This is a genomic window from Roseomonas sp. KE2513 (genome assembly GCF_016107305.1).
Taxonomy (GTDB): Bacteria; Pseudomonadota; Alphaproteobacteria; order Acetobacterales; family Acetobacteraceae; genus Roseomonas.
The window spans coordinates 17713-38504 of sequence record NZ_RCVR01000024.1 but is presented as its reverse complement, the minus strand read 5'-3'; the positions used below and the strand labels follow the sequence as shown (position 1 = coordinate 38504).

General features: G+C 70.5%; 17 protein-coding genes. 12 read left to right on the top strand and 5 right to left on the bottom strand.

Annotated features, from left to right (window positions below):
- Positions 1–240: 240 nt before the first annotated feature.
- Complete coding sequence (locus D9599_RS20785; protein WP_232480730.1) at positions 241–1050, bottom strand: fumarylacetoacetate hydrolase family protein; 810 nt, start codon at positions 1048–1050, stop codon at positions 241–243.
- Between the two features lie 257 nt (positions 1051–1307).
- On the opposite strand from D9599_RS20785, the gene dps reads away from it, so the two are divergent.
- Positions 1308–1817 (top strand): DNA starvation/stationary phase protection protein Dps, encoded by a 510-nt coding sequence (dps, locus tag D9599_RS20780; RefSeq protein ID WP_198383212.1) that lies wholly within the window; start codon positions 1308–1310, stop codon positions 1815–1817.
- A gap of 113 nt (positions 1818–1930) precedes the next feature.
- Positions 1931–3901, top strand: a complete 1971-nt coding sequence (gene parE / locus D9599_RS20775) for a DNA topoisomerase IV subunit B (protein WP_198383211.1) — start codon at positions 1931–1933, stop codon at positions 3899–3901.
- A 6-nt stretch (positions 3902–3907) separates the two neighbouring features.
- Here parE and D9599_RS20770 read toward each other — a convergent pair whose 3' ends face one another.
- Positions 3908–4798, bottom strand: a complete 891-nt coding sequence (locus tag D9599_RS20770; RefSeq protein ID WP_198383210.1) for a LysR family transcriptional regulator — start codon at positions 4796–4798, stop codon at positions 3908–3910.
- 98 nt (positions 4799–4896) lie between these two features.
- Here D9599_RS20770 and D9599_RS20765 point away from each other — a divergent pair, with 98 nt between their 5' ends.
- Complete coding sequence (locus D9599_RS20765) at positions 4897–5898, top strand: aldo/keto reductase (protein WP_198383209.1); 1002 nt, start codon at positions 4897–4899, stop codon at positions 5896–5898.
- Positions 5899–6169: 271 nt separating this feature from the next.
- Here the strand turns inward: D9599_RS20765 and D9599_RS20760 are convergent, their stop codons facing one another.
- The 3 genes from D9599_RS20760 to D9599_RS20750 all read right to left on the bottom strand — a co-directional run bounded on the left by D9599_RS20760 (position 6170) and on the right by D9599_RS20750 (position 8589).
- A complete protein-coding gene (locus tag D9599_RS20760) occupies positions 6170–7312 on the bottom strand; it encodes a DNA topoisomerase IB (protein WP_198383208.1) in 1143 nt (380 codons plus the stop codon).
- Between the two features lie 185 nt (positions 7313–7497).
- Positions 7498–7857 (bottom strand): hypothetical protein, encoded by a 360-nt coding sequence (locus tag D9599_RS20755; protein WP_198383207.1) that lies wholly within the window; start codon positions 7855–7857, stop codon positions 7498–7500.
- Positions 7858–7866: 9 nt separating this feature from the next.
- The gene (locus D9599_RS20750) at positions 7867–8589 is read right to left on the bottom strand and encodes an alpha/beta fold hydrolase (RefSeq protein ID WP_198383206.1); all 723 of its coding nucleotides are present in this window, start codon (positions 8587–8589) and stop codon (positions 7867–7869) included.
- A 550-nt stretch (positions 8590–9139) separates the two neighbouring features.
- Here D9599_RS20750 and D9599_RS20745 point away from each other — a divergent pair.
- The 9 genes from D9599_RS20745 (at position 9140) to D9599_RS20705 (ending at position 20792) form a co-directional block, all read left to right on the top strand.
- Complete coding sequence (locus D9599_RS20745; protein WP_198383259.1) at positions 9140–10924, top strand: DEAD/DEAH box helicase; 1785 nt, start codon at positions 9140–9142, stop codon at positions 10922–10924.
- Positions 10925–11062: 138 nt separating this feature from the next.
- Positions 11063–12268, top strand: a complete 1206-nt coding sequence (locus D9599_RS20740; protein ID WP_198383258.1) for an acyl-CoA dehydrogenase — start codon at positions 11063–11065, stop codon at positions 12266–12268.
- A 69-nt stretch (positions 12269–12337) separates the two neighbouring features.
- A complete protein-coding gene (locus D9599_RS32160) occupies positions 12338–13615 on the top strand; it encodes a class I SAM-dependent RNA methyltransferase (RefSeq protein WP_198383205.1) in 1278 nt (425 codons plus the stop codon).
- A gap of 51 nt (positions 13616–13666) precedes the next feature.
- Positions 13667–14647 (top strand): MBL fold metallo-hydrolase, encoded by a 981-nt coding sequence (locus D9599_RS20730; protein ID WP_198383204.1) that lies wholly within the window; start codon positions 13667–13669, stop codon positions 14645–14647.
- A gap of 171 nt (positions 14648–14818) precedes the next feature.
- Positions 14819–15805, top strand: a complete 987-nt coding sequence (locus D9599_RS20725) for a TRAP transporter substrate-binding protein (protein WP_198383203.1) — start codon at positions 14819–14821, stop codon at positions 15803–15805.
- 4 nt (positions 15806–15809) lie between these two features.
- Entirely contained in the window at positions 15810–16322 is a 513-nt protein-coding gene (locus tag D9599_RS20720) for a TRAP transporter small permease (protein WP_198383202.1), read from the top strand.
- Complete coding sequence (locus D9599_RS20715) at positions 16319–17605, top strand: TRAP transporter large permease (protein WP_198383201.1); 1287 nt, start codon at positions 16319–16321, stop codon at positions 17603–17605. The genes D9599_RS20720 and D9599_RS20715 overlap by 4 nt, the downstream gene beginning before the upstream one ends.
- A complete protein-coding gene (locus tag D9599_RS20710) occupies positions 17602–19968 on the top strand; it encodes a xanthine dehydrogenase family protein molybdopterin-binding subunit (protein ID WP_198383200.1) in 2367 nt (788 codons plus the stop codon). Before D9599_RS20715 ends, D9599_RS20710 begins: the two co-directional genes overlap by 4 nt.
- Positions 19965–20792, top strand: coding sequence for a xanthine dehydrogenase family protein subunit M (locus D9599_RS20705; protein ID WP_198383199.1), 828 nt, complete (start codon positions 19965–19967; stop codon positions 20790–20792). Before D9599_RS20710 ends, D9599_RS20705 begins: the two co-directional genes overlap by 4 nt.

The following is a 20792-nucleotide window of genomic DNA, read 5'->3' as shown; positions in this document are numbered from 1 at the left end:
ACCTCCCCTAGCCCGGGGGTTCGTCCGGCAACAAGATTGGTCGCCATGGCATCGCGCGAATGTCACGGCTCCCGCAACGGATTACCACGACACGACATGTCGCACTATCGCCGGCCGGAGGAAATCATGTGGTCCGCCGGTCAGCCTGCTGCCGCCCACTCGCCCCGAGCCCTCCTACCTCTTACAGGCGAAAGGACGGGGCGCGGCCGCCAGGCTCCGCCCGACGGCCACGCGCGACGCTCACGCGAGCGGCGGGATGATCCGCACGGAAAGATCGGGCAGGCCCTGAATCTTGCAGAGAATCGTATCCCCCGCGACCACCGGCCCCACATTCTCCGGCGTCCCGGAATAGATGATGTCGCCCGCCTTCAACTCGAAAGCCTCCGAAAGCTTCGAGATCTGCTCGGCGACGCTCCAGATCATGTTCTTCAGGTCGGAGTTCTGCTTCACCGTGCCGTTCACGGCCAGCGAGATCGGCCCCTCCTTGAAGTGCCCTGTCGTCTCCACCGGGTGGATCGGCCCGATCGGGGCCGAGCGGTCGAAGCTCTTGCCGATCTCCCAGGGCTTCTTCTCGTCACCGAGCGCCCGCTGCAGGTCTCGCCGTGTCATGTCGAGGCCGAGTGCGTAGCCATAGACATGGTCCAGCGCCGCATTGATCGGGATGTTCCGCCCGCCCGACTTCAGCGCGGCCACCAATTCTACCTCGTAGTGGTAGTTCTTCGTGAGCGAAGGATAGGGGTGGTCACCCACCGTCCCCGGCGCCACGAACTGGATCGCGTCGGTTGGCTTCTGAAAGAAGAAGGGCGGCTCGCGGTTTGGGTCGGAACCCATCTCCCGCGCATGGGCGGCGTAGTTGCGGCCGATGCAGTAGATGCGGCGCACCGGGAAGCGCGCCTCGCTCCCGGCCACCGGAACGGTCACCTGCGGCACCTCGAAGAGGGTCCGCGGCGCGCTCGCCACCTGCGCCCGGGCCGCACCCGATGCCGCCACCAGCCCGACCGCTCCGAGAGGCAGCGCGGCGCCCAGCATCTCGCGACGGTTCGTCGTCATGATCGTTCCTCCTGTTTCGTCGGCCGGCAAGGCAGAACTTCCACCCGCTCGACCCGGAGCCTAACACGCCCTCCGCACTGGGCCAGCGCCGCCATGGCAGCCCCGTAGCCTCCTCTGCCGGCCGCTTGGACGGCATGCAGCGGCGGCAGCCCAGGTCGGCGCCGGAAACCTTCCCCGTCCCTCGGCATTCGGCTTCCCGAGCGCGGGACGCATCCCACATCACTCCCGCTGTCAAACATCACGCGAAGGAGTCCCTTATGGCCAAGACCCCGTCCGACAAGGTTCAGCTCGACACGCGCAACGACACCCCCGGCAATGCCAAGGCCGAGAGCATCGCGACCCTGAACGCCGTGCTCGCCGACATCATCGACGCCACCAACGCCACGCGCCAGGCCCATTGGAACGTCAAGGGCAGCCACTTCTACGGCCTGCACAAGATGTTCGAGGAGTTCTACGGCTTGCTGGCGGAGCAGTCGGACGAGCTGGCCGAGCGCGCCGTGCAGCTGGGCGGGATCCCCGACGGCACCACTCAGGGCGTCGGCGCCCGCACCCGGATCACCCCCTACGACGCGAACCTGCTCGACGGGCTGGACCACTGCCAGGCGCTGGCCGACCGCTATGCCGAGCTGGCCAAGCACCTGCGCAAGGGCATCGACAGCACGGACGAGGCCGGCGACGCCGATACCTCTGACCTCCTCACCCAGGTCTCCCGCGTGGTCGATAAGTCCCTCTGGATGATCGAGGCCCACCTTCAGGGTAAGAACTAAGCCCCTAGCGGCCCGGGAGTAACACCCCCGCCGCCGCGGCCCGCAAGGGTTGCGGCGGCGGTTGCATATGGCCCCCCGCATGGCTATTTTGGGCCAGGGGACCAGAACAAGTCATGAACGATCTCTTCGGCGGACGCCCCAAGGGCCTCGCCCCGCAATCCTACTCCGCCGCCGACATCGAGGTGCTGGAGGGCCTGGAGCCGGTTCGGCGCCGCCCCGGCATGTATATCGGCGGCACGGACGAGAACGCGCTCCACCACCTCGCCTCCGAGGTCATCGACAACGCCATGGACGAGGCGGTGGCTGGCCATGCCGACCGCATCGAGGTCACGCTCGAGCCGGACAACTGGCTGACGGTGCGCGACAACGGCCGCGGCATCCCCGTAGACCCGCACCCGAAGTTCCCGAAGCTCTCGGCGCTGGAGGTGATCCTCACCACCCTCCACTCCGGCGGCAAGTTCTCGGGCAAGGCCTACGACACCTCGGGCGGCCTGCACGGCGTCGGCTCCTCGGTGGTGAACGCCCTTTCGGAGCGCATGGAGGTAGAGGTCGCGCGCGACCGCACCCTCTTCACCCAGGCCTATTCGCGCGGAAAGCCGCTGGGCAAGCTGAAGAACGCCGGCCCTGTCCACAACCGCCGCGGCACCACCATTCGCTTCCGGCCGGACCCCGATATCTTCGGCAAGCTGCAGTTCCTGGCGGCCCGGCTCTACCGCTTTTGCCGCTCCAAGGCATATCTCTACAAGGGCGTGGAGATCCGCTGGTCCTGCGACCCGCGCCTTATCAAGGACGAGACCCCCGCCCAGGCCACCCTGCACTTCCCGGGCGGCCTCAGCGACTACCTGGCCGCCGCAATCGAGGGCAAGCCGGCCGTCATCCCCACCCCCTGGGCGGGCGAGACCACCTTCCCCGGCGGTGCCGGCCGAGCCGAATGGGCGGCCACCTGGATCGAGCAGGGCGAGGGCTTCCTCTCCACCTACGCCAACACCATCCCCACGCCCCAGGGCGGCACGCATGAGGCCGGCTTCCGCGCCGCGCTGGTGAAGGGCCTCCGCGCCTATGGCGAGCTGCGGAAAGAGAAGCGCGCGGCGACGGTGACGGCGGAGGACCTCTTCGGCGGCCTCGCCGGCATGGTCTCGGTCTTCGTGCGCGACCCGCAGTTCCAGGGCCAGACGAAGGACAAGCTCACCTCCCCCGAGGCCGCCCGCCTCGTCGAAAGCGGGCTGCGCGACCACTTCGACCATTGGCTGACCGGCGATACCCGCAACGCCGACAACCTCCTCGCCTGGGCGATCGAGCGCGCCGAGGAGCGCATCCGCCGCAAGGAGCAGAAGGACACCCCGCGCAAGACGGCGACTCGCAAGCTCCGTCTCCCCGGCAAGCTCGCCGACTGCTCCTCCGAGAATGCCGAGACGACCGAGCTCTTCCTGGTGGAGGGCGACAGCGCCGGCGGTTCCGCCAAGCAGGCGCGCGACCGCGTCACCCAGGCCGTGCTGCCGCTGCGCGGCAAGATCCTGAACGTCGCCTCCGCCAGCACCGAGAAGCTGCGCGGCAACCAGGAGCTTCGCGACCTGGTGGAGGCGCTCGGCTGCGGCGTCGGCGACCGCTTCGATCTCGCGCGCCTCCGCTACGGCCGCATCATCGTCATGACGGACGCCGACGTGGACGGCGCGCATATCGCGGCCCTGCTGATGACCTTCTTCTACAAGGAGCTTCCGGCCTTGGTGCGGGAGGGCAAGGTCTTCCTTGCCCAGCCCCCGCTTTACCGCCTCCAGCACGGCGCGAAATCCGTCTACGCACGGGACGACGCTGACCGCGAGCGTATCCTCAAGCGCGAGTTCAAGGCGAACCAGAAGGTCGAGGTCAGCCGCTTCAAGGGTCTCGGCGAGATGCCGCCCGCCTCCCTCAAGGAGACGACGATGGATCCGAAGAAGCGTACCCTCCTCCGCGTCGTTCTGCCCCAGGATGCCAGGGCCGAGACAGCCGAGCTGATCGAGGCCCTGATGGGCCGCAAGCCCGAGCTCCGCTTCCGCTTCATCCAGGAAAATGCGTCGAAGCTGGACGAGGCCGAGGTGGACGTCTGATCCACCTTACCCCCGCCCACGCAGGAAATCCACGAAGGCCCTGAGCGCGGCCGGCATATGGCGGCGCGAGGGGTAGTAGAGGAATGGCCCTTCGAAGGGCGGCAGCCACTCCTCCAGCACCGAGACTAGCCGCCCTGCGTCCAGATAGGGCCGCGCCCACCCTTCGAAGGTGGCGTAGAAGCCCAACCCGTCCATCGCCGCCGCCAGCCCGATCTGTCCATCCCCCGTGATGACCGGCCCCTCCGGCCGGATGGTCACCACCTCACCCTCCCGCTCGAACTCCCAGGGCAGCATGGTGCCGCTGCTGAACCGCGTGCGGATACAGGGCAGGCCGAGCAGCGCCCGCGGACCGGAGGGTACGCCCAGACGCGCGACCAGCGCCGGCGAGGCCACGAGCACATAGCGCTGCGGTCCGCCCAGGCGCACCGCGATCATGTCCCGTGCCAGGCTCTCCCCATAGCGCACGCCGGCGTCGAAGCCCTCCCGAACGATGTCCACGAAGCCGCTGTCGGATGCGACCTCCACCACCACGCGCGGGTGCCGCGCGAGGAAAGGCGCGAGCAGCGGCGCGAGGACAAGCTGCGCGGCGGGCGGCGGCGCGTTGATCCGCAGCGTGCCCGACACCGTATCCGCTGCCCGCCCGACCTCGTCCAGCGCCGCCTGGATCTCACCGAGTGCCGGCCCCAGCCGCGCCAACAGCGCCCTGCCCGCCTCGCTCGCGGCCACGCTGCGGGTGGTCCGGTTCAGCAACCGCGCCCCCACCCGGTCCTCCAGCGCCCGGATCCGCTCCGTCGCGCTCGAGGGTGATATCCCCGCCTCCAGCGCCGCCGCGCGGAAACTGCCGAGGCGCGCCACCGCTGCCAGCAGCTCCAGGTCCTCCAAGGACGCCCGCATCATTCGCGAATCCCGAACGCATTATCCTGATCATACGGGATTAAGCGCTCCGGCGCCGCAGGGCATATCTCCGGCACCCCAACCGGTAAGGACCCCTCCCGATGAACCAGCGCCGCCTCGGCCGCACCGGCCCCCTCGTCTCCACCCTCGGCCTCGGCTGCATGGGCATGTCCGACTTCTATGGCCCCGCCGACCGCACCGAGAGCCTGGCCACGATCGCCATGGCCGTGGAGCGCGGCGTCACCCTCCTCGATACCGGCGACTTTTACGGCATGGGCCATAACGAGATGCTGATCGGCGAGGCCCTGCGCAGCCTTCCTCGCGACGGTTTCCAGATCAGCGTCAAGTTTGGCGCCCTGCGCGACCCCGATGCCGGCTGGGCGGGCTACGACTCCCGCCCAGCGGCGGTGAAGAATTTCCTTGCCTATACCCTTCAGCGCCTCGGCACCGACCACATCGACATCTACCGCCCTGCCCGGCTCGATCCCAACGTGCCGATCGAGGAGACCGTCGGGGCCATGGCCGAGATGGTCGAGAAGGGCCATCTCCGCCACATCGGCCTTTCCGAGGTAGGCGCCACCACAATCCGCCGCGCCCATGCCGTGCACCCGATCGCGGATCTCCAGATCGAGTACTCCCTCCTCTCCCGCGGCATCGAGAGCGACATTCTGCCCACCTGCCGGGAACTGGGCATCGGCGTCACCGCCTACGGCGTGCTCTCCCGCGGGCTTATCAGCGGCCACTGGTCGAAGGATCGCAGCGGCGCCCGCGACTTCCGCGCCATCAGCCCGCGCTTCCAGGGCGAGAACCTCGCGCGTAACCTCTCCCTGGCCGAAGCCCTGGGCGCCATCGCGGCGGAGCGCGGCGTGACCACCGCCCAACTCGCCATCGCCTGGGTCGCCTCGCGCGGGGAGGACATCGTGCCCCTGGTCGGCGCCCGTCGGCGGGACCGGCTGGAGGAAGCGCTCGGCGCCGCCGAGCTCGTGCTCGACGAGGCGACGCTCGCCGCCATCGAGGCTGCCATCCCCGCCGGCGCGGCGGCCGGCGCCCGCTATCCAGCCTCGCAGCTCCTCCACATGGATAGCGAGACGCAGCACGGCTGAGGCGAGAACGGCCGGGAAGGTCCCCTTCCCGGCCGGCAGTCGTCAGAGGCTGCGCGACAGCCCCATGCGGAAGTCGCGCCACATCCCCGATCTGTAGAGTTACCTGCCTACACCCACCTCGGCGGCGTGCCAGCACCACCTCCGCCAGTTCCCGGCCGCCCGCGCCAAGGTGCAGGCGGGAGCCGCGGATGATCGCTGCGCAAGTGCCGGATCGGTTGAGGCCAAAGGCGGGCCGGGAAGCAAGTAGAGCTGCGTGCCCGCCACCCTCGCGCTATGCTCGCGCACGCTTCGCCCCGCCTCGCTTCGCCGGTGCGGCTGCCTTGCCAGCCTTCAGGTGCGCCAGAAGGGCCAGGACCGCCGCCTCCTCGGGCCGTAGGTCCTCCATCTCCTCGCGCAGCTCCTCCTCCGCCCGCTCGGCAATCTCCAGCACGAGCTTGCCGTCCATGTAGCCGTCCAGGAGGTCCGGATGGACGTAGCACTTGCGGCAAACCGTGGGCGTATTCCCCAGCCGCGAAGAGACCCGCTCGATCGCGGCGCGGATGTTGCGCTTCGCCGCGGCCTGCGTATCGAAGGCCTCGAACTCCCGTAGGGCCAGGGCCGCCATTACCGTCCCCGCCCAGGTGCGGAAGTCCTTCGCGGTGATCTCGCGCCCGGAGACCTCGCGCAGGTAGTCGTTCACGTCCCCCGAGGTCACGTCGTGCAGCGAGCCGTCCTCGGCTGGATAGGCGAACAGCTCCTGGCCCGGCAGGTCCTGACACTCACGCACCACCCGCGCCACGCGGCGGTCCTGCAAGCCCAGGCGCCAGGTCTTCCCGCTCTTGCCCTTAAAGGCGAAACGCATCGTCTCGCCCTTCACCGAGACATGCCGATTGCGAAGCGTGGTCAGCCCGAAGGACCCATTCTCCTTTGCATAGTCGTCGTTGCCGACGCGGATGAGCGTCGTCTCGAGCAGCCGCACGACGGTGGCCAGAACCTTCTCCCGCGACAGACCTTTGCGCCGCAGGTCGGCCGAGACACGCGCGCGGATGGCTGGCAACGCCGCCGCGAACTCGGCCATGTGCTCGTATTTCGTGGCATCCCGCGTCTCGCGCCAGCGGCGATGGTAGCGGTACTGCTTGCGTCCGCGCGCGTCACGCCCGGTGGCCTGGATATGCCCGTTCGCCTGCGGGCAGATCCAGACATCCGTATAGGCGGGCGGAATGGCGAGCGAGCGGATCCGCTCCAGCGTCGCCTCGTCCCGAACGGGTTTGCCCGCCACGTCGTAGTAGACGAAGCCGTCACCCTTCGCCTCGCGCCGGATACCGGGCCGGGTATCGCTCACATACCGCAAACCCGCCGCACGCGCCGCCTCGCGCGGCTCGACGATGCTCTCCGCGGCGTCGTCCCGTGTTTCGGAAAGGCTGGCGTTGGTCATGGGTGCGGCTGCTTCCTCCGCCGGAATAAGGCACGGCACAGCCCCGCGGTTTCCCCGCACCCGGCGCCCCCTGCTTCGCGCCGCGCGCGCTCCACCGACGTCGGGCGATGTGAAGGCACGGGTGCGGACTAAGCCCTACCCAGGCCATCGCCTCTCCGACGAACGCCGCGCTGCCGCCCGGGGACCTAGTTGCCGACCCGGCCCCAGGCCCGCTGCCCGTTCATGGCCGGGCAACCGCAGGCGTCGCCCGCCGCCATGGGACGGTCGAGCGGGCAGACATAGGCCCCGGCATAGCAGGCCTGCCCGGCCGGACGGGGCGCCACGTAGGTTGGGTAAGGGGCGGGATAGGGTGCCGCATAGGCAGGATAGGGCGGCACGTAATAGGCCGGCGGCGGATAAGCATAGGGGTAGGGGTAGGCGGGATAGGCGGGCACCCCAACGCCGAAGCCGAGGAAGACCCCGCCGCGCGCCTCCGCCGGTGCCGAAAGGGGGAGCGCCGACGCCAGCAGCGCCGCCGCGAGGAGAATGCGCCTGACCTTGCTCATGAGAGGGAGTTAGGTCTCCTCCGGCGCCCCTTGAAGGGGCGCGGCGAGCCAATCCCGCAACAAGGCCGTCACCGCCTCCGGCGCCTCCATGCTCGGCAGGTGCCCGCAGCCCGGCAGCAGGTGCAGCGCGGCGCCGGCAATGCCCGCCGCGATCTCCCGTGCGAGTTCTGGCGGCGTCAGCACGTCTGCTTCACCCGCCGCAACGAGGGTGGGCACCGCGATGCCCGCGAGATCGCCGCGAGAATCCGGCCGGCCGAGGATCGCCTCCTGCTGCCGCAGGAAGGCGTCGCGCCCCACGCGCTCCGCCATTTCCATCACCTCGGCCGCGAGGGGCGCCTCGAGATGCGCGGGGTGCAGGAGGCGGGGCAGCAGCCGCGGCGTCACGCCCCGGAAGGCACCCCGCCTCGTCAGCGACATCAACCCGCGCCGCTGCCGCGCCGCCTCCTCCGTGTCCGCGCGGGCGGAGGTGTCGAACAGGGCCAGGCGTTCAACCCTTGCCCCAGCCCGCCGCATGATCTCGAGCGCCACGTAGCCGCCCATGGAGAGCCCGGCGAGCGCGAAGCGCCCCGGTACGAGCGACAGCACCCGCGCCGCCATCTCCCCCAGGCTCGAATCGAGGGTGAGGTCCGCGACCACCGGTTCCGCCAGATCGGCCAGTCCGGCCACCTGATCGCGCCAGAGCCGCGTATCGCAGAGCAGGCCGGGAAGAAGGATCAGTGGCGGGCGGTGCATGGCCTGTGCTAACCACCGGTCCGGGCCCCGCGCAACGCTGGCGTCGTGCCACCAGTGGCCCTTGCGCCGTGCCTCTCTTCTTGCATCACGGCCGTTGCGGGCGCATATCGCGCGCGAGCGGCTGCGTGTCGCGCGGCCTGAAACGGACGCGCCACGCCGGACCACCGGCCGGGCGCCTCCGGCACGCCGCCCGCGCCCGACCCCAGGCCCTGACCGGGGCCCCTCCGCCAGACTACCGCCGTAACCGCCGCAGCCGGCCGGATGGCGGCACAGGAACCAACGCTTGACCGACCCCGCGACCGACCACGACCAGCCCCTTCCCGCCGACGGCGCCGCGCCGCAGGACCGCGCGCCGGAAGCCCCGCCTGAGGCGGGTGCGGCCGGCTCCGTCCTCGGCGCCGCCGACGGCGACCCCGTGGGCGAGGGCAGTTCCGCCGGTTTCGAGGATCAGCCGGCCGCCTTCGAGGCTGCCGAACCCGTTGTCGCGACGAGCGACGAGCCGGAGGAGGTCATCCCCGACCTCGCCGCCGGCGACATCCGCGCGATGGAGATGGGCGAGCCCGCCGAAGCCGGCCGCAACGAGCCCGAGGCGGCCGATCTGGAAGAGGAGGGCGTCGAGTCCGTCAGCGAGGAGGACGAGGAGTTCGAGGAGGAGGACACCGGCACCCCGCCCGTGACCTTCGCTGATCTCGGTCTCTCCGATCCGATCCTCCAGGCCGTCTCCGAAGCCGGCTATGTCCACCCCACTCCGATCCAGGAGCAGGCGATCCCCGTCGTGCTTATGGGCCGGGACGTGCTCGGCTGCGCCCAGACCGGCACGGGCAAGACCGCCGGCTTCACCCTGCCGATGCTGGACATCCTCGCCGGCAGCCGCGCCAAGGCCCGCATGCCGCGGAGCCTCATCCTGGAGCCGACGCGCGAGCTGGCGCTCCAGGTGGCCGAGAACTTCGTGAAGTACGGCAAGCACCTGTCCCTCACCCATGCGCTGCTCATCGGCGGCGAGAGCATGGATGAGCAGAGGACGGTGCTCGAGAAGGGCGTGGACGTCCTCATTGCCACCCCCGGCCGCCTGCTCGACCTCTTCGATCGCGGCCGCATCCTCCTGGCCGACTGCAAGGTCCTCGTGATCGACGAGGCCGACCGGATGCTCGACATGGGCTTCATCCCGGATGTCGAGCGGATCGTTTCCCTCCTGCCCCGCCTGCGGCAGACCCTCTTCTTCTCCGCGACCATGGCGCCTGAGATCCGCCGCCTGGCGGACGCCTTCCTGCAGAACCCGCGCGAGATCACCGTCTCCGCCCCGGCCTCGGTTGCGACCACCATCACCGCCGGCCTGGTCTGGGTGCAGGAGCGCGAGAAGCGCGAGGCGCTGCGCCGCCTCATCAAGCGCGAGCAGGTGCAGAACGCCCTTATCTTCTGCAACCGCAAGATCGACGTCGACATCCTCTACAAGAGCCTCAAGCGGCACGGCTTCAGCGTCGGCGCCCTGCACGGCGACCTCGCCCAGTCCATGCGCTTCCAGACGCTCGAGAAGTTCAAGGCCGGTGAGCTTCAGCTCCTCGTCTGCTCGGACGTGGCGGCGCGCGGCATCGACATCGGCGGGCTCTCCCACGTCTTCAACTTCGACGTGCCCTTCCATGCCGAGGACTACGTGCATCGCATCGGCCGCACGGGCCGCGCGGGGCGCGAGGGCCATGCCTACACGCTCGCCACCGCCGACGAGGCGAAGGCTGTCGCCGCAGTCGAGAGCCTGACCGGCCGCCCGATCCCGCCGATGACGATCGAGGGCCTGGAGCCCGTGACCCCCGAGGAGATCCAGGAAGGGCTGAAGTCCTCCCGCGGCCGGGGCCGCGGCGGCGCCCGTGGGGGCCGCGATGCCGGCCGTGGCGAGCGCGGTCGGGGCGAGCCGCGGCGCGAGCGCGGCGGCGACGCCGGGCGCGACCGCCCGCGTCGCGACGAGGCCCGCCCGCCCCGCGAGGAGCGGGAGGCCCGTCCCCCGCGTGAGGCTGGCGGCTTTCGCGAGGAGCGTGCCCCGCGCGAGGGGCGCCGCGAGGATCGGCCTCGTGAGGACCGCGCCCGCAACGACCGCGACCCTCGGCGCGAGGGCCGCTCCGGCGACCGCGTGCTTGACGAGGTGAACCGCGACGCCGGCCGCGATTGGTCCTCCGAGGACCGCCCCCGCCGCGCCGATCGCGACAACCGCCGCGAGGCCTACCGCCACCGCTCGGACGACCTCGGCCCGCCCGTCGTCGGCTTCGGCGACGCCACCCCGGCCTTCATGCTCATCCCCGTGCCGCGCCCGCGCCGCCACGCGGACGAGGCCGAAGCGGCCTGACCTTCGCGTGGGGAGGGGCTCATCTCCCCTCCTTGGCATGGCGCGATCCACCCCTTCTGGGGCAGGATGCGCGCCAGCCAGTTCGCACGATCTGCACGGCAAGAGAGGAACGCAGAGATGAACGTCGTCACCCAGGTCATGCCGGAGGCCCCGCAGGTCCGCGTCCCGAGCAAGATGGGCACCTTCGTGTGGGACGACGCCCTCCTGCTCGAGGAGCAGCTCACCGAGGACGAGCGGATGATCCGCGATGCCGCGCGCGAGTTCTGCCAGTCCAAGCTCATGCCCCGCATCCTCATGGGCAACCGGAACGAGCATTTCGACCGGGAGATCATGAACGAGTTCGGCGAGATGGGCTTCCTCGGCGCCACGCTCGACAGCCATGGCTGCGCCGGCGTCGGCTACGTCTCCTACGGCCTCATCTCCCGTGAGGTGGAGCGGGTGGACAGCGGCTACCGCTCCGCCTTCTCCGTCCAGTCCTCGCTCGTCATGTTCCCGATCCACGCCTTCGGCTCCGAGGCGCAGAAGGACAAGTACCTGCCCAAGCTCCGCACCGGCGAGTGGGTGGGCTGCTTCGGCCTGACCGAGCCCGATGCCGGCTCCGACCCGAACTCGATGCGCACCCGCGCGAAGAAGGTTGATGGCGGCTATCTCGTCTCCGGCTCCAAGACCTGGATCACCAACTCCCCCATCGCCGACGTCTTCGTCGTCTGGGCGAAGGATGATGAGGGTGTGCTGCGCGGCTTCATTCTCGAGAAGGGCATGAAGGGCCTCACCGCGCCGAAGATCGAGGGCAAGATGTCCCTCCGCGCCTCGACCACCGGCATGATCATGATGGATGAGGTCTTCGTGCCGGAGGAGAACCGGCTGCCGGGCGTGAAGTCGCTCGCCGGCCCCTTCTCCTGCCTCAACCGCGCCCGCTACGGCATTGCCTGGGGTGCGCTGGGCGCCGCCGAGTTCTGCTGGCACGCGGCGCGCGAGTACACGCTCGGCCGCAAGATGTTCGGCAAGCCCCTCGCCCAGACGCAGCTCATCCAGAAGAAGCTCGCGGACATGCAGACTGAGATTACCCTCGGCCTGCAGGGCGTGCTGCGCCTCGGCCGCCTCTTCGACGAGCACAAGGCCGCGCCGGAGATGATTTCCATGATGAAGCGCAACAACTGCGGCAAGGCGCTCGATATCGCCCGCGTGTCCCGCGACATGCACGGCGGTAACGGGATCGTGGACGAGTACCATGTCATCCGCCACGTCATGAACCTTGAGACCGTCAACACTTACGAGGGCACGCATGACGTGCACGCCCTCATCCTCGGCCGCGCCCAGACCGGCCTCAACGCCTTCGGCTGATCCCCCAGGGATCCGGCCGGAAGGTGCGGCTCCTCGCGGGGCCGCCCCTTCGCTTTTCGGGAACTTCCCATGCGCCTGACCATCGAGGCCATCGGCGCGGCCGGCGACGGCATCGCGCATGACGAGGCGCGCCGCCCCGTCTTCATCCCCTTCACCCTGCCCGGCGAAGTGGTGGAGGCCGAGCCCGGCCCCGCCCGCGGCGAGGGCCGCGCCGCGTCCCTCTCGGCCGTCGAGAGCCCCTCCTCCGACCGCGTGGTGCCGCCCTGCGCCCATTTCGGCACCTGCGGCGCCTGCGTCGTGCAGCACTGGGCCGGCGATGCTGTTGCCGTTTGGAAATCCGCCCGCGTGGCGGAGGCCCTCGCGCGCGGCGGCTTCCCCGGCATCGAGGTTGCGCCGGCCGTCCCGAGCCCGCCCAACACCCGCCGCCGTGCGGACCTCGCCATCCGCCGCGGACCGGAGGGCATCACCATCGGCTTCCACGCGCGCGGTGCCGCCGATCCCTTCGACATGCGCGAGTGCCACGTCCTCCACCCGCGCATCCTTGCCCTGCTCGATCCGCTGCGCGCGACGATGACGCGCCTCGCCGCCCTTCATCGCGTCGGCTCGGCTATGGTGAACCTGCTCGGGACGGGCCCGGACCTATGGCTGCGCACGGACGGCCCCTTGGGCACGAAGGACCGTGCGACCCTTGCAGCCCTGGCCACGGAAGCCGGCCTGCCCCGCATCGCCTGGTCCCGCGAGAGCGGCCGCGAGGCGCCGGAAGTGGCCGCGCAGAACGGCCCCTCCCTTGCGCGCCTCTCGGGCGTGGACATTCCCGTCGCCCCCGGCGCCTTCCTCCAGGCGACGCCGGAGGGCGAGGCCGCCATCGTCGCCGCCGTGCTCGAGGGCCTGCCACGGCGCATGCCGGGCAAGCCGCGGATCGTCGAGTTGCATGCCGGCTACGGCACTCTCTCCTTCCCTCTCTCCACACGCGGCCGGGTGGAGGCTTTCGAGGGCGCGCAGGAGGCTGTCACGGCGCTGAACGCCGCCGCCGGCCGCGCCGGCGCCCGCATCAGGGCCGCCCGCCGCGACCTCGCCCGCCAGCCGCTGCTCGCCCCCGAATTGAACGGCGCCGCGGCCCTCGTGCTGGACCCGCCCTTTGCAGGGGCTGCGGAGCAGGTCGCGATCCTCGCGCGCTCCATGGTCCCGCGCGTGATCTACGTCTCCTGCAATCCCGCCGCTCTCGCGCGCGACCTCACCGCCTTCGCCCGTGCGCCGGGCTGGCAGGTGGAGCGGGCCGTCGCGATCGACCAGTTCCTCTGGTCCTCGCAGGTGGAAGCCGTCGTTACACTTTCACGCGCCCCTTGACCGCAGCGCGCGCATCCAAAACTGTTCCCCACACCCAAGGGGAACGGACCGATGGATCGACGCAAGCTGCTCGCAACCGGGCTCGCCGCGCCCGCCCTGCTCTCTACCGCCTGGGCCCAGTCACCGGCACCGGCGCCCGCTGGCCTCGCGCCCACGCAGGCGCCCGGCTTCTACCGCTTCCGGGTGGGCCAATCGCTGGTCACCATGGTGCATGACGGCCAAGCCGTGCGGCCCGACCCCACGCAGGGCTTCGTCCGCAACGCCTCATCGGAGGAAGTCGCGGCCTCCATGCGCGCGCAGGGCCTCGACCCCTCGCGGCTGGTGAACCCTTTCACCATCACCGTGCTTCGCACCCCGCGCGGCACCGTCATGTTCGACAGCGGCAACGGGCCGCAGACGGCGGCGGACAGCCGTGTCGGCCAGCTCGGCGCCAACCTCGCGGCGGCGGGGATCGACACGGCCACGATCGACATGGTCGTCTTCACTCATTTCCACGGCGACCATATCGGCGGCCTGCTCGACGGCGCCGGCAACGCCGCCTTCCCGCGCGCCCGCATCATCGTGCCGGAGAAAGAATGGGCCTTCTGGATGGACGAAGGCCAGGCGAGCCGCGCCCCCGAGGCCATGCGCCCAGCCTTCGCCAACGTCCGCCGCCGCTTCGCCCCTTATGAGGGCAAGGTGGAGCGCATCGCGGACGGCGCCGAGATCCTGCCCGGGCTGCGAGCGATGGACACGTCCGGCCATACGCCTGGTCACACCTCATACCACCTCTCCGAGGGCAACGCGCAGGCGATGATCCTCGGCGACCTCACCACGCGCCCCGAGTTCAACCTGACAAATCCCGGCTGGCACGTGATCTTCGACATGGACCCGAACCTGGCCGAGGCCACGCGCCGCCGCCTCTTCGACCGCGTCTCGGCGGACCGCATCCGCTGCACCGCCTATCATTGGTCCTTCCCGGCCAATGGCACGGTGCTGAAGGAGGGGAACGGCTACCGCCTCGCGCCCGCGGAGTGGTCAAGCGTCATCTGAGTTCCGGCTTCGTCGCGCGCGGGGAACAGCCAGCGCGCGACGCCCTATCCCCCTTGGCGAAGATCATCGACCAGGGCATCCCTTGTTCCCTGCGCAAGAGCAACTCCGGCTCGCGCGTGGAGGCACGATTCCTGCAGGCTCCAGGCGCCGCACGGAACGAGGAATGAACCGATGAAGCGCCGCACCGCCACCTCCCTGCTCGTCACGGCGCTCGCCGCCCCCTTCCTGCGCCCAGCCGGTGCGCAGGATGTCCGCACGCTCCGCATCGGCAGTGCGCTTGACCCGCAGCACCCCATCCTTGTCGGTGCGCGCCGCATGGCCGAAATGGCAGAGGCCGAGAGCGGTGGGCGGCTGAAGATCAGCCTCTTTCCCTCCAGCCAGCTCGGCGCGCAGCGGGAGATGTGGCAGAACGTCCAGGCTGGCGTGCTCGACGGCATCATTGATGCCTCGGCCAGCATGGTCACCTTCGTGCCGCAGTTCGGCGTGCTCGACCTTCCCTACCTAGTCGCGGACGAGGCCGCCGCCTTTCGCCTGCTCGACGGCCCCGTGGTCGAGGAGGAGCTGGTGCGCCGCGCGGCCGCCTCAAACCTGCGCGTCGTTAACTTCTGGGAGGTGACGTTCCGCAACATCTATACGCGCAGCAAGCCCGTCGCCGCCGTCGCGGACCTGCGCGGGATGAAGATCCGCGTGATTCCCAACCCCTCCTTCATTGCCCTCTTCCGCAGCCTCGGCGCCGCGCCGACACCGATGGCTTTCGGCGAGGTCTACACCGCCCTCCAGCAGGGCGTTCTCGACGGCGCGGAGAACGACAACGTCACCTTCCTCACCTCCCGCCACCTGGAGGTCGCCCGCAACCTCGCCATCACGAATCACATGATGCTCGTGAACACCTTCGTCATGAGCGAGCGCAACTGGACCCGCCTTCCCGAGGACATGAAGGCCGTGATGCGCAAGGCCTCGCTCGAGGGGCGCCGCGCCGTGGCCGAGGATCGCCGCGCGAAGGATTCGGGCGCGATGGAGGCGATCCGCGCCGCCGGTGTGAACATCACCCAGCCTGACCTTGCCCCCTTCCGCGAGGCCGGGCGCAAGACCTACGGTCAATTCGAGGAGCGGCTCGGCAAGCAGCTCGTGGACCGCATCGTCGCGACCGTCGGCTGACCAGATGCTCATCCTGAAACAGTTTGTCGGCCGGCTGGACGGCTGGCTGGCAACGCTGGAAGCCCTCGTCCTCGGCCTGCTCGTCGCGGCGATGACGGGCGTTACCCTCGCCCAGGTCGTCGCGCGCTACGCCTTCAACGAGCCGTTGATCTGGTCGGAGGAGGCGGCGCGCTATCTTTTCGTTTGGGTCAGCCTCGTCGGCGCGGCGCTCGCCACGCGCGAGGGCGCGCACTACGCCCTCGACGCACTGCTGGAGCGCCTGAGCCCCGTTCTACGCACCGTTGCGCGCGGCGTGGCGGTGGTCATCGGCGCGGGCTTCCTCCTCATCCTCCTCCGCACCGGGCTGGACGAGACCGCCCAGGCCGCGCTGCAGGACTCTGCCACCCTCCCCATCGGCATGGCCCTGCCCTACGCCGCCATCCCCGTTGGCGCCGCCCTCATGCTCTTCCACCTCCTGGCCGGCCTGCTGCGCGAGCGACCGGTCGCCGACACTCCGCTGCCGGAGGGCGTCGGGTGACCGCGATCCTCTCAGCCTTCCTCGTCTTCGTTGCCATCGGCACGCCTATCGCCTTCGCCCTGGGCGCCGCCGCCGCCATCGGCCTCTGGCTGCTGGAGGGCGTGCCGATGAGCATCGTCGCCAGCCGCACCTTCGGCGCTATCGACAGCTTTACCTACCTCGCCATCCCCTTCTTCATCCTGGCGGGTGAGTTGATGGAGACGGGCGGCATCTCCCGCCGCCTCATCGCCGTCGCGACAGGCCTCGTTGGCCACCTTCGCGGCGGGCTGGGCAACGTCGTGGTGGTCGCGATGATGCTCTTCTCCGGTATCTCCGGCTCCACCAACGCCGATGCAGCCGCGGTTGGGGCCGTGATGATCCCCTCGATGAAGAAGCGCGGCTACACCCCCGCCCGTGCCGGCGCCATCGTTGCGGCCGCCGCCGGCATGGGCATCCTCGTGCCGCCGTGCCTCACCATGGTCGTCTACGGCAGTGTCACCAACACCTCCATCGCCGCACTCTTTGCCGCGGGCTTCCTGCCGGCCTTCGTCATGGCCGGTGCCCTCATGGTCCAGCTCCGCATCGAGGAGCGGCGCAGCGGCATCGTGCCGGAGCCGCGCCTTCCCTGGCGCGAGCGCCTGCGCGCGGTGCGCGGCGCCGCCTGGGCGCTGCTGCTGCCCGTGATCATCTTCGGCGGCATCCTCGGCGGCCTCTTCACCCCCACCGAGGCCGCAGTGGTCGCCGTCGCCTACGCGGCCATCGCCGGTGGCTTCCTGTACCGTGAGATTACCCCCGCCTTCCTCGCTCGCGCCCTCGTGCGCAGCGGCGTGGCGACGGGTGCCGTCATGCTGATGATCGCCGGTGCCAATATCCTCGCCTGGCTGATGGCGGTGGAGGGCGTGCCGCAGGCGCTGGCCGGCCTCATCGCCTCGGTCGGCGGCGGGCGCACCGTCTTCATGATCCTCAGCATCCTTGTCTTCCTCGTCCTCTTCGCGCTGTTGGACGGGATTCCGGGCATGCTCATGCTCATCCCCGTTTTCGTCCCCATCGCGCGGGAACTGGGCATCGACCTGCTGCACTACGGCACGGTGATGACGACGGTGATGGGCATCGCCCTCTTCACGCCGCCACTGGGCGTGGGCCTCTATATCATCCTCGGCATCAGCGGTGCGACGCTGCCCGACCTCAGCCGGCATCTCCTGCCGTATCTTCTCACCATGCTGGTGGTGGCGCTGGTGATCGCCTTCGTGCCGATCCTCGTCTTCGCTATCCCCGCCGCCCTGGGCCTGCATTCGCTCACATGAACGAACTTCTCCCCCCCGGCGGCTGGATCGGCCGCCCCCTGCCCCGCGCGGCCACGCGCCGCCTCGTCGAGGGCCGCGGCCGCTACCTGGATGATCACGCGGCGAAGGGCGAGCTGCACGCCGCCTTCCTCCGCAGCCCCTTTCCGCACGCCGCCTTCCGCATCACCGACCGCGAGGCGGCCCGCGCCCTGCCCGGCGTGCGCGCCGTCCTCATCGCGGAGGACCTCGCCCCCGCCTGCCGCTCCTGGCGCACCCAGTCGCTCGCCTTCCCCGGCCTCGTCTCGCCCGAGCAGGGTCCGCTAGCCCGGGAGCACACAGTCTACCAGGGTGAGCCCGTCGCCCTCGTCCTCGCCGCCTCCCGCGCGATCGCGGAGGACGCGCTGGAGCTGGTCGGCACCGACTGGGACGAGTTGCCCGCCGCCACCGATCCCGTGGCCGCGCTGAAGCCCGATGCGCCCGCCGTGCATCAGGGTCTCCCCTCCAATCTTGCCTGGCGCACCGAGTTCGGCGACGGCGACGTGGAGGCCGCCTTCGCGCGCGCCGCCCTGGTGGTGGAGGACCGGCTGGTCTTCACCCGCCACACCGGCGTGCCTCTCGAATCCCGCGGCGTCCTGGCCAACTACGACCCCGCCGCCGAGGCGCTGGAGGTCCGCCTCTCCCACCAGATTCCCCACCAGATGCAGGTGCATCTCGCGGAGCTGCTGGACCTGCCCATGGGCCGCGTGCGCGTCATAGCCGGTGATATCGGCGGCGGCTTCGGCATCAAGATGCACGTCTATCCCGACGAGGTCGCGATCTGCGCCGCCTCCCGCCTGCTGCGCCGCCCCGTGCGCTGGGTCTCGGATCGCATCGAGGCACTGATGGCCGACATCCACGCGCGCGAGCACGTCATGCGCGCCCGAATGGCCGTGGACGCCGAGGGCCGCATTCTCGCCTTCGACGTGGACGACATCCAGGGCCTCGGCGCCTATTCCATCTATCCCCGCTCCTCCACGGTCGAGGCGATCAGCGCCTTGCGGACGGTGGGTGCCCCCTATCGCTTCGAAGCCTATCGCGCGCGCCTCCGCTCGGTGTTGCAGAACAAGGTCCCCACCGGCCAGTACCGCTCGGTCGGCCACCCGATCGGCTGCGCGACCACCGAGCGCCTGGTGGATCTCGCCGCCGCCGCGCGCCGGGAGGACCCGCTCGAGTTCCGCCGCCGCAACCTGCTTCGGGAGGCGGAGCTGCCCTGGACCAACCCGGCCGGCGGCCGCATGGCCGAGCTGTCCCACACCGCCACGCTTGCGGAGTTCGAGCGCCTGCTCGACCTGCCCAGCCTGCGCGCTGAAATCGCGGCGATGCGCGGAGAGGGCCGGCTGGTCGGCCTCGGCTTCGCCGCAGTGGTCGAGTACACGGCCTCGGGCCCCGGCGCCTACGGCCCGGCCGGCATCCCCGTCTCCGCGGTGGACACGGTGGTGGTGCAGCTCGAGCCCGGCGGCGACGTGATCGCCCGCGCCTCGGTGGCCGAGATCGGCCAAGGCATCCAGCAAGGCATCGTGCAGGTGGTGGCCGATGCTGTGGGCGTCTCCCCGTCCCGCGTCACTCTCCACACCGGCGACACCGGCAATGCCCCGCACGGCGGCGGCGCCTGGGCCTCGCGCGGCGCCGGCATCGGCGGCGAGGCCGCCTGGGGCGCCGGCCGCAAGCTGCGCGCCGAGATCCTGGGTGCCGCCGCCTCCCTGCTTCAAACGACGCCCGAGGCGCTGGACCTCCGCGATGGTCAGGTCGTGGACAAGACGGGCGCTACGCGCATGACGCTTTCCGACCTCGCCGCCACCGTCTTTTTCCGCGGCCACGAGCTGCCGGGCGGCCTCCAGCCGCAATTCACCGCCACCCACCAGTTCCGGCGCGAGGAGGACGTCTTCCTCACCACCAACGGCCTGCAGGCGAGCCTCGTGGAGGTCGATCCCGACACCGGCCTCGTGACCCCGCTGCGCCACTGGGTGGTCGGCGATTGCGGTCGGCGCCTCAACCCGCTGCTCGTGGACGAGCAGGTGCGCGGCGGCGTCGTACAGGGCATCGGCGAGGCGCTGCTGGAGGCCTGCCGCTACGATCCTGAGAATGGCCAGCTCCTGACCGGCACGCTCGCCGACTACCTCCTGCCCATGGCCGACAACGCGCCCGACATCACCGTCGGCCATGTCGAGACGCCCTATTCCGGCTCCGCCCTCGGCGCCAAGGGCGCGGGCGAGGCCGGCACCTGCGGCGCGCCCGCCGCCGTGCTCTGCGCCGTGAACGACGCTCTGGCCGCGCGCGGGGCGGCGGTGACGGAGATGCCCATCACGCCCGCCGTCATCCTCCGCGCCCTCGGAACCCTGCCGTGAAGCCCGCCCGCTTCGACTACGCCCGCCCCGAAACGCTGGACGCCGCCCTCGCCGCGCTCGCCGAGCACGGGGCGGAGGCTTCGGTGCTCGCGGGAGGACAGAGTCTCATCCCCATGCTCAACCTCCGCATGGCACGGCCGGGCCTGCTGCTCGACATCAACCGCATTCCCGGCCTCGATGGCATCTCGCTCGAAGCGGGGTTGCTGATGATCGGCGCGCGCACCCGCCACGCCGATGTGCTGATCTCGCCCCTCGTGCGGCAGGCGGCACCGATGCTGACCGAGGCGCTGCACCATGTGGCCCACCCGGCGATCCGCAACCGCGGCACGATCGGCGGCAGCATCTCCCTGGCCGATCCGGCGGCCGAAATGCCGGCCTGCATGGTTGCCCTCGGCGCCACCCTCATCGCCGCCTCCGCGCGCGGCGAGCGCCGCATCCCGGCGGAAGGCTTTTTCCGCGGCGTCTACGCCACGGCCCTCAAGCCCGACGAACTTCTCCTCCGCATCGAAATCCCCGCCATCGCTCCCGGCTGGACCCATGGCTTCACCGAGGTCTCACGCCGCCATGGCGACTACGCCATGGCCGGCCTCGCCCTCGCCCTTCGCCGGGAAGCGGGCCGCGTCGCAGATGCGCGCATTGCCCTCTGCGGCCTCGAGCCCGCCCCACGCCGCCAGCACGCCGCCGAGGCGGTGCTGGTCGCATCTGGTGCAGAGGCTGCCTGCGACGCCCTTTCCGCCCCGGACGCCATGGCCGGTGCAGAGGTCACCGCCGCTCACCGCCTCCATCTCGCCCGCGTGCTGCTGCGCCGGGCCCTCGCGAACTGA